The sequence below is a fragment of the Caulobacter ginsengisoli genome, from assembly GCF_030814835.1.
GTDB classification, from domain to species: Bacteria; Pseudomonadota; Alphaproteobacteria; order Caulobacterales; family Caulobacteraceae; genus Caulobacter; species Caulobacter ginsengisoli.
The window spans coordinates 1-13,961 of the sequence record NZ_JAUSVS010000002.1 but is presented as its reverse complement, the minus strand read 5'-3'; the positions used below and the strand labels follow the sequence as shown (position 1 = coordinate 13,961).

Annotated in this window: 13 protein-coding genes; 7 read left to right on the top strand and 6 right to left on the bottom strand. The window is 69.0% G+C overall.

Going from position 1 to position 13,961, the window contains the following annotated elements; all coding sequences use genetic code 11:
* Positions 1 to 9: 9 nt before the first annotated feature.
* Both QO010_RS05570 and QO010_RS05565 read right to left on the bottom strand, forming a co-directional pair.
* Positions 10 to 492, bottom strand: coding sequence for a type III secretion system chaperone family protein (locus QO010_RS05570; protein ID WP_307347124.1), 483 nt, complete (start codon positions 490 to 492; stop codon positions 10 to 12).
* 66 nt (positions 493 to 558) lie between these two features.
* Positions 559 to 831, bottom strand: a complete 273-nt coding sequence (locus QO010_RS05565; protein ID WP_307347122.1) for a GNAT family N-acetyltransferase — start codon at positions 829 to 831, stop codon at positions 559 to 561.
* Between the two features lie 70 nt (positions 832 to 901).
* On the opposite strand from QO010_RS05565, the gene QO010_RS05560 reads away from it, so the two are divergent.
* A complete protein-coding gene (locus QO010_RS05560; RefSeq protein WP_307347120.1) occupies positions 902 to 1,480 on the top strand; it encodes a DUF3617 domain-containing protein in 579 nt (192 codons plus the stop codon).
* Positions 1,481 to 1,504: 24 nt separating this feature from the next.
* On the opposite strand, the gene QO010_RS05555 is transcribed toward QO010_RS05560, so the two are convergent.
* Positions 1,505 to 2,689: a thiolase family protein gene (locus tag QO010_RS05555; protein ID WP_307347118.1), complete on the bottom strand. Its 1,185-nt coding sequence runs from the start codon at positions 2,687 to 2,689 to the stop codon at positions 1,505 to 1,507.
* A 107-nt stretch (positions 2,690 to 2,796) separates the two neighbouring features.
* Here QO010_RS05555 and QO010_RS05550 point away from each other — a divergent pair, with 107 nt between their 5' ends.
* Positions 2,797 to 4,284 (top strand): hypothetical protein, encoded by a 1,488-nt coding sequence (locus tag QO010_RS05550; RefSeq protein ID WP_307347116.1) that lies wholly within the window; start codon positions 2,797 to 2,799, stop codon positions 4,282 to 4,284.
* A 67-nt stretch (positions 4,285 to 4,351) separates the two neighbouring features.
* Positions 4,352 to 4,837 carry a winged helix-turn-helix transcriptional regulator gene (locus QO010_RS05545; protein ID WP_307347113.1) on the top strand — a complete coding sequence of 162 codons (486 nt, stop codon included), beginning with the start codon at positions 4,352 to 4,354 and terminating at the stop codon, positions 4,835 to 4,837.
* A gap of 122 nt (positions 4,838 to 4,959) precedes the next feature.
* Here the strand turns inward: QO010_RS05545 and mnmA are convergent, their stop codons facing one another.
* From mnmA to flgK, 3 genes are read right to left on the bottom strand one after another with little or no spacing between them, the layout of a single operon-like run.
* Positions 4,960 to 6,120, bottom strand: a complete 1,161-nt coding sequence (gene mnmA / locus QO010_RS05540; protein WP_307347111.1) for a tRNA 2-thiouridine(34) synthase MnmA — start codon at positions 6,118 to 6,120, stop codon at positions 4,960 to 4,962.
* A gap of 40 nt (positions 6,121 to 6,160) precedes the next feature.
* Positions 6,161 to 7,087, bottom strand: a complete 927-nt coding sequence (locus QO010_RS05535) for a flagellin (protein WP_307347108.1) — start codon at positions 7,085 to 7,087, stop codon at positions 6,161 to 6,163.
* 14 nt (positions 7,088 to 7,101) lie between these two features.
* Entirely contained in the window at positions 7,102 to 9,207 is a 2,106-nt protein-coding gene (gene flgK, locus QO010_RS05530) for a flagellar hook-associated protein FlgK (protein ID WP_307347105.1), read from the bottom strand.
* A 405-nt stretch (positions 9,208 to 9,612) separates the two neighbouring features.
* Between flgK and QO010_RS05525 the strand changes: the two genes are divergently transcribed.
* The 4 genes from QO010_RS05525 to sciP all read left to right on the top strand — a co-directional run bounded on the left by QO010_RS05525 (position 9,613) and on the right by sciP (position 13,681).
* Positions 9,613 to 11,100 carry a flagellar hook-length control protein FliK gene (locus tag QO010_RS05525; RefSeq protein ID WP_307347102.1) on the top strand — a complete coding sequence of 496 codons (1,488 nt, stop codon included), beginning with the start codon at positions 9,613 to 9,615 and terminating at the stop codon, positions 11,098 to 11,100.
* Positions 11,101 to 11,108: 8 nt separating this feature from the next.
* Positions 11,109 to 11,777, top strand: a complete 669-nt coding sequence (locus QO010_RS05520; RefSeq protein ID WP_307347100.1) for a flagellar hook assembly protein FlgD — start codon at positions 11,109 to 11,111, stop codon at positions 11,775 to 11,777.
* A gap of 49 nt (positions 11,778 to 11,826) precedes the next feature.
* Positions 11,827 to 13,233: a flagellar hook-basal body complex protein gene (locus tag QO010_RS05515; protein ID WP_307347098.1), complete on the top strand. Its 1,407-nt coding sequence runs from the start codon at positions 11,827 to 11,829 to the stop codon at positions 13,231 to 13,233.
* A 166-nt stretch (positions 13,234 to 13,399) separates the two neighbouring features.
* The gene (gene sciP / locus QO010_RS05510) at positions 13,400 to 13,681 is read left to right on the top strand and encodes a CtrA inhibitor SciP (RefSeq protein ID WP_307347096.1); all 282 of its coding nucleotides are present in this window, start codon (positions 13,400 to 13,402) and stop codon (positions 13,679 to 13,681) included.
* The last annotated feature ends 280 nt before the right edge of the window (positions 13,682 to 13,961 follow it).

Genomic DNA, 13,961 nt, shown 5'->3' with positions numbered 1-13,961 from the left:
CTTCCTGGCTTACAGGTCGTCCCAGATCTTCTCGGCGATCGACAGGAAGACCGTCAGGTTGAGTTTGACGTTCTCGCGCGAGATTCCGTAGTCGAAGATCAGATAGCGGTGGACGTTCAGGGTCTTGTCGCCATCGTTCATGATGGTCACCGCCACATAGTCCAGCGACTTGACCTTGGCCGCAACCGCTTCGTCGGACTCGAGGGTGTAGGTGGTCGAAACCTCTGCGCCACGGCAGCGCTTGGTCGGGCCCACATCGCAGGCGGTGCCATAGATGGTGAACTTCAGGCCGGCCGAGGATTCGGCGTTGATATAGGGCTCGCCCTCGTCGTTCTTGCCCTCATCGACAACCTTGGCGTCGACCTCCTTGAGGATCGACTTCATGTCGTCCGGCGCCCAGTCGCTGAGATAGGTCGGGGCGGCCTGGGCGTGGCCGGCACCGCCGAGCGTCAGGGTCGCGGCCGCCACCACGGCCAAAACAAGATTCTTCATGGTCAATCCCACTCCGCTGGGGCCTTGCGGCCGCTTGCCACGGTTCCCGCCGGAGGGATGTCCCCCTCAGCCCGTCAGGTCCGCAAAGTCAGGATGCCGTGAAAGCCAGGCTGCCGCATAGCCACAAATGGGGGTGATCTTCAGGCCCCGCGCGCGGGCGTCGGCGGCCAGGCCGGCCATCAGCCGCCCGGCCGTGCCGGCTCCTCGCAGAGCGGGCGGCGAGAAAACATAGTCGATAAAGAGCCGGTCTTCGGCGAGGCGATAATCGGCATAGGCGGTCTGGCCCTGCTCGACCAACTCATATCGGTGCTTTGCGGCGTTGTCTGTGATCGCAGTCATGGGGCAAGATAGGGCTGTCGGGACTCAGCTTTCCACCCTTGTTCAAGGGAAATCTCAGGAGTTTGAAGACATGCGCCCCCTGGTTCTCACCACCGCCGCGGCCTGCGTCCTGGCCCTTAGCGCCTGCAAGCCCGGCCCCGACAAGGCCGCTGGGGGATCGCCCGACGCCAAGCCGGCCGCCCCGACCATGATGGCTCCGACGGGCGACGCCGCCCCGCCGAAGGTGCTGGCGGGCCTCTGGGAAATGAAGATGGATGTCGAGGGCGCGCCCAAGGGCCTGTCCGCCAAGGCCTGTATCGACCCGGCCGTGCAGGGCGAAGGCGCGGCCTATGGCCAGCAGTTCACCAAGAAAGACTGCAGCGAGAACCACTGGAACCGGGTGGACGGCGGGATGGACTTCCGCTCGGTCTGCGACATTCAGGGAACCCACATCGCCACCGATGGCAAGGTGCGGGGCGACTTCTCCAGCCACTACACGGTCAGCCTGGACTCCACCATGAGCCGCGATGGCGTCACCAAGACCGGCAAGACCGTCATCGACGCCACCCGCCTGGGCGACTGCCCGTCCGGGATGTCGCCGGGCGACAAGCAGATCACCATGGCGGGCCGCACCATCACCATCGGCGCCGACGGCCGGCCCAAGCCTTAGGGGCGCCCGGCGGCGGTGGCGCTTTCAGACCAGCTCCACCGCCATGGCCGTGGCCTCGCCGCCGCCGATGCACAGGCTGGCCAGGCCCTTCCTGCCGCCGCTGGCCTTCAGCGCCGACAGCAGGGTGGCCAGGATGCGGGCGCCGGACGCGCCGATCGGGTGGCCCAACGCCGTGGCGCCGCCGTTGACGTTCAGCTTCTCGCGCGGGATGCCCAGCTCGCGGGCGGCGATCATCGCCACCACGGCGAAGGCCTCGTTGACCTCGAACAGGTCGACGTCCTCGACGCTCCAGCCGGCCTTCTTTAGCGCCTTCCGCATCGCCGGGACCGGGGCGGTGGTGAACAGGCCCGGCTCATGGGCGTGGGCGGCATGGGCGACGATGCGGGCGACGATGGGCAGGCCCAGGGCCTTGGCCACCGACTCGCGGGTCAGCACCAGGGCGGCCGCCCCGTCGCTGATCGAGGAGGCGTTGGCGGCGGTGATGGTGCCGTCCTTGCTGAAGGCTGGCTTGAGGGTCGGGATCTTGCTGGGGTCGGCCTTCAGCGGCTGCTCGTCGCGGCTGACCACCTCCTCGCCCTTGCGGGTCTTGACGGTGACCGGGGTGATCTCGGCCTCGAAGGCTCCGCTCTCGATGGCCGCTACGGCGCGGCGCAGGCTCTCGATGGCGTAGGCGTCCTGGTCCTCGCGGGTGAACTGGTAGGTGCGGGCGCTGTCCTCGGCAAAGGCTCCCATCAGCTTGCCGGGGGTGTAGGCGTCTTCCAGCCCGTCCAGATACATGCTGTCGCTGATGACATCGTGGCCGATGCGGGCCCCGCCCCGGTGCTTGGTCATCAGGTAGGGGGCGCCGGTCATGCTCTCCATGCCGCCCGCCACGATGATGTCGGCCGTGCCGGCGGCCAGGGCGTCATGGGCCATGATGGCCGCCTGCATGCCGCTGCCGCACATCTTGTTGACGGTGGTGGCCTCGACCGAGATCGGCAGGCCCGCGCCCAGCGCCGCCTGGCGGGCCGGGGCCTGGCCCAGACCGGCCGGCAGCACGCAGCCCATGAAGATCTGCTCGACCTTGTCGCCATCGACGCCCGCCCGCTCGAGGGCCGCCCGGACCGCCGTGGCCCCCAGCTCCGTGGCTTTCACCCCGGAAAGGGCGCCCTGGAAGCCGCCCATGGGCGTTCTGGCGTAGCTGGCGATGACGACCGGATCTGACGACATGGGAAACTCCTCGTTCAGGTAAGGCTCATCTGGCGCCTGTCACGCTGTGGGACAAGTCCGGGTCTCACGCGTTGTGAACCGGACAGTGCGTAAAAAGGACCGGACCGATGAGAGTCTTGCTGCTGACGGGGGCCGCCTTCGCCGCTTTGAGCCTGGCCGCCTGCAATCAGGCCCCGACCCAGGCCGCCAACGATCCCTATGTCCTGCCGCAGGCCGCGCCGGCCCCGACCCTGGACCAGCTGCCCGCCGCGCCGCCGGCCCCGATCGTGCGCACCTCCAGCCGCGCCCCCGACTACTATTGGGACCGCTCGCAGGAGACCAACGAGATCTATTACGACGAGCCGCCCGCCTACGGCTTCGACTATGGCGACGAGGCCCCCGACGCCTGGGTGCGCGATGGCCAGGTGCTGCGGGTGGTCGAATGGCTGTCGGACGGTCGGCCCCGCTACTACTATTACGAGCCGGGCTACGATGAGCCCTACTTCATCCGCGATCCGGACTATGGCTACGGCTATGACCGGGGCGGGCTGGCGGTTGTCTATGACAGCCGGGGCCGCGTCCTGGACCGGCGCGACTATGATCGCCGCGCGCCCGACGCCGGCCGTTATCTGAGGCAGGGCCGGGCCCTGCGCGAGGCGGCCCTGCGCGGCCAGCGCCGGGAGGTTCAGGCCCAGACCTGGCGCGACCGCCGCCAGGGGCAGCTGCAGCAGGACCAGGCCCAGCGCCGTGACTGGGCCGCCCGCCGCGAGGCCGAGGCTGTCCGCCAGGAACAGGCTGAGGCCGCCAGCCGTGGTCAGCAGCTGGCCCAGGCCGACGCCGAAGCCCGGGCCCGCCAGGGCCTGCAGGACCGCATCCGGGCCGAGCGCCTGGCCGCCCTGCGGGACAACGACGCCGCCCGCCAGGCCGCCCTGGCCAAGGTGAAGGCCGAACGCCAGGCCGCCCAGGCCCAGCGCCAGGACGCCGTCCGCGCCGGCCAGGCCCAACGCCAGCAGGCCGTCCAGGCTCAGAAGCAGCAACAGCAGCTTCAACTGCAGCAGGCCGCCGCCGCCCGTCAGGCCGAGGCGCAGAAGCTTCGCCAGGCGCAGCAGCAGGCCCAGCAGCAGGCTGTGGCCGACCGTCAGGCGGAAGCGGCCAAGGCGCGGCAGGCCGCACTGGCTGTGAAGCAGCAGCAACTCCAGCAACAGCAGCAGGCCGCCGCCACGCGTCAGGCCGAGGCGCAGAAGGCGCGGCAAGCGGCCCTGGCTCAGAAGCAGCAGGCGCAGCAGCAACAGCAGCAGCAGGCGGTCGCCGCCCGCCAGGCCGAGGCGCAGAAGGCCCGTCAGGCCGCCGCCGCCCAGAAACAGGCCGAAATCGCCCAGCGGCAGGCTCAGCGCCAGGCCCAGCAGCAACAGCAGCAACAGGCTGTCGCCGCGCGTCAGGCGGAGGCTCGGCTGGCCCAGCAGGCAGCTGTCGCCCAGAAGCAGGCCGCCGCCCAGGCTCAGCGCCAGGCCCAGCAGCAGGCTCAGGCCGAGCGCCAGGCCGCGGCGGCCAAGGCGAAAGCCGACGCCAAGGCCAAGAAACAACCGGACCAGCCGCAGCCGGCGCCGTCGGAATAGGCGACCCGTCCGTCTGCAATAGAAACCCCCTTGCCTTCCGTAAGGGGAAGGCTCACCTTGAGGCCCCATGGGACGCACCGCCGACTACAGCCACCAACGCTGCGCCATCGCCGCCACCCTCGAGGTCGTCGGCGATCCCTGGACGCTGCTGATCCTGCGCGACGCCTTCTCGGGCATCAAGCGCTTCGAGCAATGGCAGGAACGGCTGGGCGTCGCCCGCAACGTGCTGGCCGCCCGGCTCAAGAGCCTGGTCGCCCATGGGGTCATGGAGACCCAGCTCTATTCGCAGCATCCGCCCCGCAAGGAATACCTGCTGACCCCCAAGGGCCGGGCGCTGCGGGCCGTGCTGCTGACCATGGCCGACTGGGGTGAGATCCACGTCTACGGCGAGGGCAAGGGGCCGTTCGCGTTCGTCCACGACGGCCATCCCTATCGGCCGAAGGTGGTCTGCGGGACCTGTGGCGAGGAGCCCGGAGAGCGCGACATCCGCCGGATCGACCAGGACCTGAACGCCCCGACGGTTGGCGAGGCGTTGGTCAAGGCCGCGGGCTAAACCCGCTGACGGCATTCCCGGCAGGGTAATTTCGGTGACAGTTTGCTTTATTCGCTCTGAGCCCACTCCGCTCGCCCGGCGATCCAAGGGCGAATAAAGTAAACTGTCACCGAAATAAGCCGCTACAGTTCGGCCCGCACCGTCCGTTCGATGAACCCGCCGCCCAGCACGCGACTGGCGTCTTCCGGCGCGTAGAGCACGCAGGCCTGCCCAGGCGCGACGCCTTCCTCCGGCGTATCGAACTCGACCCCCGACACACCATCCACCACAGCCAGCCGCCCCGGCGCCGGTTCCCGGGTCGAGCGGACGCGGGCCAGCACGCGCCGGCCGGCGGCGCAGGCCTCGGCAAGCGTTCCCTCGCCCAGCCAGTTTTCTTCCTTCAGCGTCAGCGCCCGCGTCAGCAACGCCTCGCGCGGCCCCACGATCACCTGGCGCTTGTCGGCGTCGATGCGGACCACGAACAGCGGATCGCCCACCGCCACGTTCAGCCCCCGGCGCTGGCCGACGGTGTAGCGGGTGACGCCCTCGTGCCGGCCCAGAACCCGGCCGTCCAGGTGGACGATGTCGCCCGGCTCGGCGCCATGCGGGCGCAGGCGGTCGATGATGGTGGTGTAGCGGCCTTCGGGGACGAAGCAGATGTCCTGGCTGTCGGGCTTGTCGGCGATGGCCAGGCCCAACTCGGCGGCGACGCGGCGCACCTCCGGCTTGGGCAGGCCGCCCAGCGGAAAGCGCAGGTAGTCGAGCTGCTGCGGCGTGGTGGCGAACAGGAACCAGCTCTGGTCGCGGGCCGGGTCGGCGGCGCGGTGCAGCTGCGGGCCGGCGGGGCCGAGTTCGCGGCGCACGTAATGCCCGGTCGCCATGGCCACGGCGCCGAGGTCGCGAGCCACGTCCAGCAGGTCGCGGAACTTCACGGTTTGATTGCAGCGGATGCAGGGGATCGGCGTCTCGCCGCGCAGATAGGCGTCGGCGAAGTCCTCGATGACCTGCTGCTTGAAGCGGCTTTCGTAGTCGAGGACGTAGTGCGGAATGCCGATGGCCTCGGCGGCCTGGCGGGCGTCCAGGATGTCCTGGCCGGCGCAGCAGGCGCCCTTCTTCTGCACCGCCGCGCCGTGGTCGTAGAGCTGCAGGGTGACCCCGACCACATCATAGCCGGCCCGGGCCAGCAGGGCGGCGGTCACCGTGGAATCCACCCCGCCGGACATGGCCGCGACGATGCGGGCGCCGGCGGGCAGGCCCACGGCGTCGCGCACGGCGTCGACTGGATCGATCAGGGTGGTCGTCATTGCAGGCCGCTATGTAGAGGCTGCGGCCCCAAATTGCGAGCTATCGCAGATAGTTGAGCAGCGAGGCGTCCTTCAGCCCCTGGAAAACCTGGGCCGCGGCCTGCACCGAGGTCTGGGCCTGCTGCAGGCGGGTCAGGGCGGCGGCCATGTCGACATTGGTCAGGTCGCCGAAGCTTTCCTCCAGCGCATCCTTGCGGGTGGAAAGGTCCTGGCGGGCGTTGTCGACCTGGCTCTGCAGCAGGCCGTTCCGGGCGTTGGTGTTGATCAGATTGTTGTGGACCGTGTCGAAGCCCGCCAGCACCCCCTCCAGGAACGACTTCTGAGCGTCGGTCAGCGAGCCGCCGAAATTGCCGGCCGGGGTTTCCGAATAGGCCTGCACAGTCTTGAAGGCGTCGAACAGCGGCCCGCCGACGTCCGAGGCCAGAAAGCCGGTCTGCAGGGTGGTGGATTCGTCCAGCCGGTTGGAGGTCTTGAACTGATCGTTCTGGAACAGGCTGGCGGTGGTCGGGGCGGCGGTGAGGTCCGACAGGCTGCCCGCCGAGGTGGCCGCGGTGTTCACCTGGCCGCCGGCGAACAGGTATTCGCCCTGGAACTTGGTGTTCAGCCCCTGGACGGTGTTGGTGAAGGCCAGCTGCAGTTCCTGCATCAGGGTCGAGCCGCTGCCGGTGGCCAGGGCGTTGGCGATCGCGTCCCGGGCCGACTGGGCCGCGTCGCTGACCTGGCCCATGGCGTTGTCCTGCATGGAAAGCCGCGAGACCAGGATCTGGGTCTGGTCGAGGAAACCGTCGACCCGGTTCCTCATGCTGCGCACCGCCGTCAGGGTTTCGGCGTCGCGGGCATAGCCCTTGAGATCGGAGGCCTTGCGCTCGCTGGAGACCTGGTTGCCGGCCTCGACCTGCCGCTGCTGGGCGGCCATCAGGTTGTTGAGCAGCGCGGAGTAGTTGCCGGAGGTGGAGACGCGGTTCATGGCGTTCTAGGTTCCTAAAGCATCGCCAGCAGGACGTCGTACATGTCCTTCGCCGCGGTGATCACGCGCGCCGAAGCGTTAAAGGCCTGTTGGTAGGTGGTCATGTTGACCAGTTCCTCGTCGAGATTGACCCCCTCCACCGACTGGCGGCGGGCGTCGGCCTCGTCCTTGACCGCCTGGGCGGAGCGCAAGGCGGTGTCGGCGTTATCGGCCTTGCGGCCGATATGGCCGCCAAATTCGGAGGCGTAGCGCGAGACGGTCATCGAGACCGCGCCAAAGCCGCCGGCGGACGAGAAGTTGGTGGTGGTCTCGCCCGCCTGGGCCAGCCCGACCCCGCCGCGCCCGTCGCCCAGGGCCAGGACCGAGACCCCCACCGCCGCAGTCGGATCCAGCTTGGCCATGGCCAGCAGGTTGGGATTGCCGGTGATCGAGGGGTCCAGGGTGTAGCGCGAGGCGCGACCGCCACGCTCGGCGGCGCCGATGCCGAACAGGGCGGTCATCGAGGGACCGCCGACGCCGCGCTCGGTGTCGTCCGACAGCACCGACAACGCGACGCCCGAGCCGGTGTTGGCGGTGAAGGCCATCCGGCCGTCGGGGTCCAGCGCGAAGGCGCCGTAGAGGCCAACCCCGGTGGTGGGATCGTTCAGGGTGTCCAGCAGGTTCTGCATGGTCCCGGCGGCGGGAACGGTGACCGGCACGTCGCGCAGGCGGGCGCCATTGGCGTCGGTCAGGCGCAGCTTGATCTGGTCGCCCGGCGTGAAGCCGTGCGGGTCGCTGGTCCGAAGGCCGGTCACGTAGCTGTAGCCGGTGGAGTTGATCAGGTCGTTCATCCCGAAGAACTGGGAGAAGCCCTGGCTGGCCTTCAGGGACGGGGTGGTCGGGTCGTCGGCGATGACCACGCCCGCGCCGCCCGTCGCCGAGATGGTCAGCGCGCCGCCCGTGAAGCTGGCCGAGCCGTTGGCCCCAAGCTGGCCGTTCAGCGTGGCCAGGAAGCTGGCCGGGGTGAAGGCCGCCGCCCCGCCGCCGTCCAGCGACATGGTCCCGGCGGTGAAGTCGATGGCGATCTTGTGCTGCAGCAGGCCGGCGCCGCTGACCAGGGCCACCGTGGTGGTCCCGGTAAAGCCGCTGACGGCGGTGGGCAGATCCAGGCCGATATCCTTGCCGGTCAGTGAGGCCGGGGCCGGGACGGAAGAGGCGGCGTTGTGGGCCCGGTTGAGCTCCTCGACCGCCTGGCTGACGAATTCGCCCAGCTGGGCCGACATGCCGGGCAGTTCGGTATTGCGCAGATCCAGCAGGCCCTTGATCTCGCCGCCGCTGATCCGGGCGGTGATGGCCGGCACCGTGCTGTCCAGGGCGGTCACCTGGATCGCCCCCGCGCCGCTGTCGGTGCGGTTATAAGAGAGGGTGGCGACCCCGGTCCCGACCAGGATGGTGCCGTCGCCGGCCCGCAGGTTGACCCCGCCGGTGGCCCGCATGCTGACCTGGATGTCCAGCAGCTTGCCCAGCTGGTCGACCAGGCCGCTCTGGATGTTTTCCGAACCGCTGGCGTCGCCGCCCATCGACTTGGAGCGGGCGATGTCGGCGTTGAGGCTGGCGATCTGCTTCAAAAGGTCGTTGGCGCTGTCGACATCGGCGGCGATCTGGGTGTCGGCCTGCTTGGCCAGCGTGCCGAGCGAGGCGGTGATGCGGTCGCTGTCGGACAGGAAGGTCTGCACCCGGCTGAGCGCCTGCGAGCGCAGCAGCTGCGAGGCCGGCGAGTCGGCGGCGCCGGAGAAGGCGGTGTAGACGTCGTCCAGGCCGCTGAAATAGCTGTTGTCGCCGCTGGGGTCGCCGAACATGGCCTGGGCGTTGTCCAGATACTGCGACAGCACCGCCGCCGCCCCGGCGTCCGAGGCCGAGGCCAGGCTGGCCGACTGCAGGTATTTGTTGGCGACCCGGTCGATGCCGGCGACGCCGACCCCGGTCCCCATGCCATTGGTGGCCAGCGAGACCTGGTTGACCGTCTTGCGGACGTAACCGGGCGTGTTGGCGTTGGAGATATTGTCGGAAACGACCCGCAGGCCGGTCTGAGCGGTCAGAAGACCACTGGTTCCCACCGACAGGATGGTGTTCAGCGACATGAAGTCGAACCCTTACCCGGCAAGGCCGCACCCCCATCCCGGACGATTCTGCCGGGCGGCGGCGGATCGGCGGAAGGCTTGGCTCCGCTAACCCTTTGATTCTTATGGCGCGCCTTCTGGCGCACCGGCGTACTCGCAAGTCATATCGCAAGGACGGCGCCAGTCGGGGCGCCAGGCCGGAAGCGGCGCCCAAGATGGGCAGGCTTGGGCCCTGCGACCCCGCATGGCCCGGCAATTTCGTCCATCGCCGATCCCTACCGGGGGATTAACGGGCTCATTTTTCCTTTGGTTTTCATAGGCTTGGCGGCTGGCCCGGCAAGTGGCGCATTGGTTGCTGGGGAGGGGTGGAACGATCCGTGCGCAGTAGGCGCCGCCATCCCCACCAAGAAGGCTCGACCGCCATCCATGAGCGCGCCCGTCGTCAATCCGGCTGTGACCGCCAACCCCGCCGCCCAGGCGGCCGGTGGCCTGTTCGGCCGTGCGGCCGGAGCGCAGACACCGCTGGTCGGCTTCGAGGCGCTGCTGGCGGCGCTGTTCCCGACCGCCGGCGTGACGCCCGCCGTCCCGGGGAAGGTTGCGACTGACGCCCAGGCCGACCAGGCCCAGAGCGATCAGGCCAAGACCGAAGACACCGCCGCGACCACCGACCTGACCGCCCTGCAGGCGCAGCTTGCCGCCCTGCTGGCCCAGGTCCCGGTTGGAACGCCGCCGGCCACAACGCCAACGGCGTCGGAAACGACGTCGTCGCTGACCAGCCCCACGGCGCCCAAGACCCTGCCCGCCGATCTGCTGCTCGCAATGAAAGACAGAACGCTGGCCTCCGCCGCCCAGCCCACGGCGGCGAACGCGACCGCGCCCGCCGCTGACGCCGCACCGACGGACGCCGCTCCGACCCCGACGACGCCCGCCAACGCCGCCCTGCAACTCGCCGCTGCCGATCTGCCGCCGCTGGTCCAGCCGGCGATCCCGCCCAAAGCCGCCGCACCCGCCGCTCAGACAGCCAAGGTCGAGGCGCCCGCCGCGCCGCTCGCCGAGCTCAAGTCGGTCGCGCCGCCCGCCCCGCCTGTTGTTCCGGCCGCCCCGGCCGAAGCGGCGCCCGCGGTAGCGGCCGTGGTCACGCCGCCGGCTGAAGCTCAGGCTGTGGTCGCCGCCCAGACGCCCAAGCCGGACCGCGCGCCTATCGCCCCGGCTAATCACATTCCGGCCCAGGCCGCCGCGCCCAAGGCCGACGGGCCGCAGATTCTGGCCCAGGCCACGCCCACCCAGACCGCCGCCGCCGTCCTGGCCGCCCAGGCCGGCAGTGGCGGCGCCAGCGGCGACAGCGCCGACCGGGGCCAGCCGGATTCGCCTGAAGGCCAGGCCGCCTCCAACCAAGGCGCTCCCGACGCCGCCAGCCTGCCGGCCGCCGGCCAGCCCAGCATCGCCCACATGATCCAGGCCCAGGCTTCGGCGGTCGCCACGCGCGGTGCGCCGGAGACGGTGGCCAAGCTGGCCGCCCAGATCATCAAGAAGCTGGAGGCCCGCACCAGCCGCTTCGACATCGCCCTGGACCCGGTTGGCCTGGGCAAGGTCGACGTCAAGGTCGAGATCGGAGCCCAGGGCCAGATGACCGCCGCCCTCAGCTTCGACTCCGCCGCGGCCGCCGCCGAACTGCGCGGCCGGGCCGGCGAACTGCGCGCCGCGCTCGAGCAGGCCGGGTTCGACCTGGGCAACGGCAGCCTGTCCTTCAACTTCAACGGCCAGGGCGGCGAAGCCGGCAAGCAGACCTTCGCCGAACCGGACCGCCGCCCCAACCGCATCCTGCAGGCGACGACCACGGCCGATGCGCCGCCGATCGCCGCTTCCCGCTCACCCTTCGACAGCCGGCCCTCCGGCGTCGACGTCCGTATCTGAGGTTCCTCATGGTCGACGCCACCACCGCAACCGCCGCCTCCTCGGTCGCCAGCAAACTGGCGAGCAGCAAGGGCCGGCTGGCCGACAGCGAGGAGACCTTCCTGAAGCTGCTGACCACCCAGCTGAAGAACCAGGACCCGCTCTCGCCGCTGGATTCCAACCAGTTCACCCAGCAGATCGTCCAGATGACCGGGGTCGAGCAGCAGTTGATGACCAACGACCTGCTGGCCAAGCTGATCGGTCTGTCGGATGGCGGGCTTTCCGGTTCGGTGGGCCTGATCGGCAAGCAGATCAAGGCGGCCAGCGACAGCGCCACCCTGGCGGACGGCAAGGCCAGCTGGTCCTACGACCTGGCCGGCGCCGCCCAGGACGCCACCATCAGCATCGTCAATTCCGCCGGCCAGACCGTCTACAGCGAGACGGCCTCCAACCTGGCCAGCGGCAGCCACGACTTCACCTGGAACGGCAAGACCACCGACGGCCGCACCCTGCCGGACGGCGGGACCTACACCGTCAAGATCGCCGCCAAGAGCGCGACCGGCTCGACCGTGGCCGTCACCCCCTATGTCAGCGGCGTCGCCACCGGGGTCGAGACCCTGGACGGCGCGACCGTCGTCTCGCTCGGCAAGACCAAGATCCCCGTCAGCCAGATCGTCAGCGTGACGAACCTGTCGTGACGGCCGCTTCAACCCTCACCCTTTCCCGCGTTCGCAGAGGATTTTCGATATGAGCATCAACAGCGCCATGCTCGCCGGTGTTTCCGGACTTGTGGCCAACTCGTCCGCCCTGGCGGCGATCTCGGACAACATCGCCAACGTCAACACCGTTGGCTACAAGCGCTCGTCCGCCAACTTCTCGACCCTGGTCAGCTCGCGCGGCGCCACCAGCTCCTATGCGGCCGGCGGCGTGCTGGCCAAGACGCGGACCTATATCAGCCAGCAGGGCCTGTCCCAGCAGTCGACCAACACCACCGACATGTCGATCTCGGGCCAGGGCTTCTTCGTCACCACCGACAAGCCCGAGGGCCTGACCTCGGCCGACGCCCGCTCGTTCACCCGGGCCGGCGCCTTCGCGCTCGACAACCTGGGCTATCTGAAGAACGACGCCGGCCAGTATCTGCAAGGCTGGCTGGTCGACGACGCCGGGGTCATCACCACCGACCCGTCCGACCTGACCCGCCTCAGCAGCATCAACGTCGCCAATGTCGGCGGCGCGGCCGAGAAGACCACCCGGGCGGCGATCACCGCCAACCTGCAGTCCAGCCAGGTCCAGTCGGCCCAGCTCGGCGCCTACAACGCCGCCACCAACTCGATGGCCATGTATGACCCGGACGCCAACGTCGGGGTGAAGCCGGACTTCTCCATGCAGGTCCCGGTTTCGGACTCCAAGGGCGGCAAGCGCACCATCCAGCTGGACATGCTCAAGAGCAGCGTCCCCAACCAGTGGTACGCCGAAATCCGCGCCGTCCCGGCCAGCGATGTCGAGACGGGCGCGGGCCTTTCCAACGGCCAGATCAAGACCGGCATCATCGCCTTCACCTCGGACGGCCGGCTGGACGCCGCCGCCACCACCCTGTTCCCCGACCCCGACAACCCCATCCTCAGCTTCGGCGACTCGCTGGGCGCCGCGCCGGCCGCCGGCGAAGTGAAATGGGCCACGGGCCTGGGCGTCGACGGCCAGGACATCCGCCTGGACCTGGGCGGCGGGGCCGGGGGCCTGACCCAGTACGACAGCCAGTCGGTGCTGCAGGCGGTGACCACTAACGGCACGGCCTTCGGCAACTTGACCAACATCGAAGTGGACGACAAAGGCTTCGTCACCGCCATCTTCGACAACGGCATCACCCGCAAGATCGCCCAGGTTGCCATCGCCACCTTCGCCAATCCAGACGGGCTGAAGTCAGTCAACGGCAACTCATTCCGGGTAAGCCAGGGCAGCGGAACCTACAATCTGAAGTCGGCCGGCGAAGGCGGCGCGGGTCTTATCGCCCCGTCCAGCCTGGAAGCCTCGACCGTTGATCTGTCCAGCGAGTTCACTGGTCTGATTACTACTCAGCGGGCCTACTCAGCATCTTCCAAGATCATCACTACAGCGGATCAGATGCTTGAAGAACTCCTCAACATTAAGCGCTGATAACAGCCGTTAAGGCGTCTTAAGAGCTTTGTATCAACTTGAAACACCTGGGGCTGGAGGAAGGAAATGATTGGTTACCTTTCTCTTTACTATCGCGATTCACTGGATGTTATCGCCGGACGGCTACTGTCAGCGTCAACAACGGTGGTGAGAGAGGCTTAAGGCCATGCTTCAACAGCAGCGCACGAACAGCAGAGGCGAGAAGTACGTGATCGGACCGACCGGCGCGCCGCTCACGCTGTCCGACCTGCCGCCCGCCAACACCGAACGCTGGGTCATCCGGCGCAAGGCCGAGGTGGTGGCGGCGGTACGAGGCGGGCTTCTGTCCCTGGACGACGCCTGTGAGCGATACCGGCTGACCAATGAGGAATTCCTCACCTGGCAGCAGTCGATCGACCGGCATGGGCTGGCCGGTCTGCGGACCACGAGACTTCAACAGTATCGCTGAGCCGCTTTCCGCCCCCCTTCCTGGCTCGCGAGACTCGCGGCCGTGCTCTGCCGAGCACGGCCGCGTTTCGTTTCCGCCCCCTCTGGGGGCGGGCCGGCGCGCGCAGCGTGACGGCGGGGGCTGAAGCCCACCGGAATCCCGCGCCCTACGAGCCCCCTTCGGCCCTCCGGGCCACTTCCCCCAGAGGAGACCTTTGCATAAGGGCTCGAAGCTTGATTCTCTGGTGATGTAGCCAGGGAGCTGGGGATGCACCGTTCGAGCGGTCAGGGTGATCTGGGGC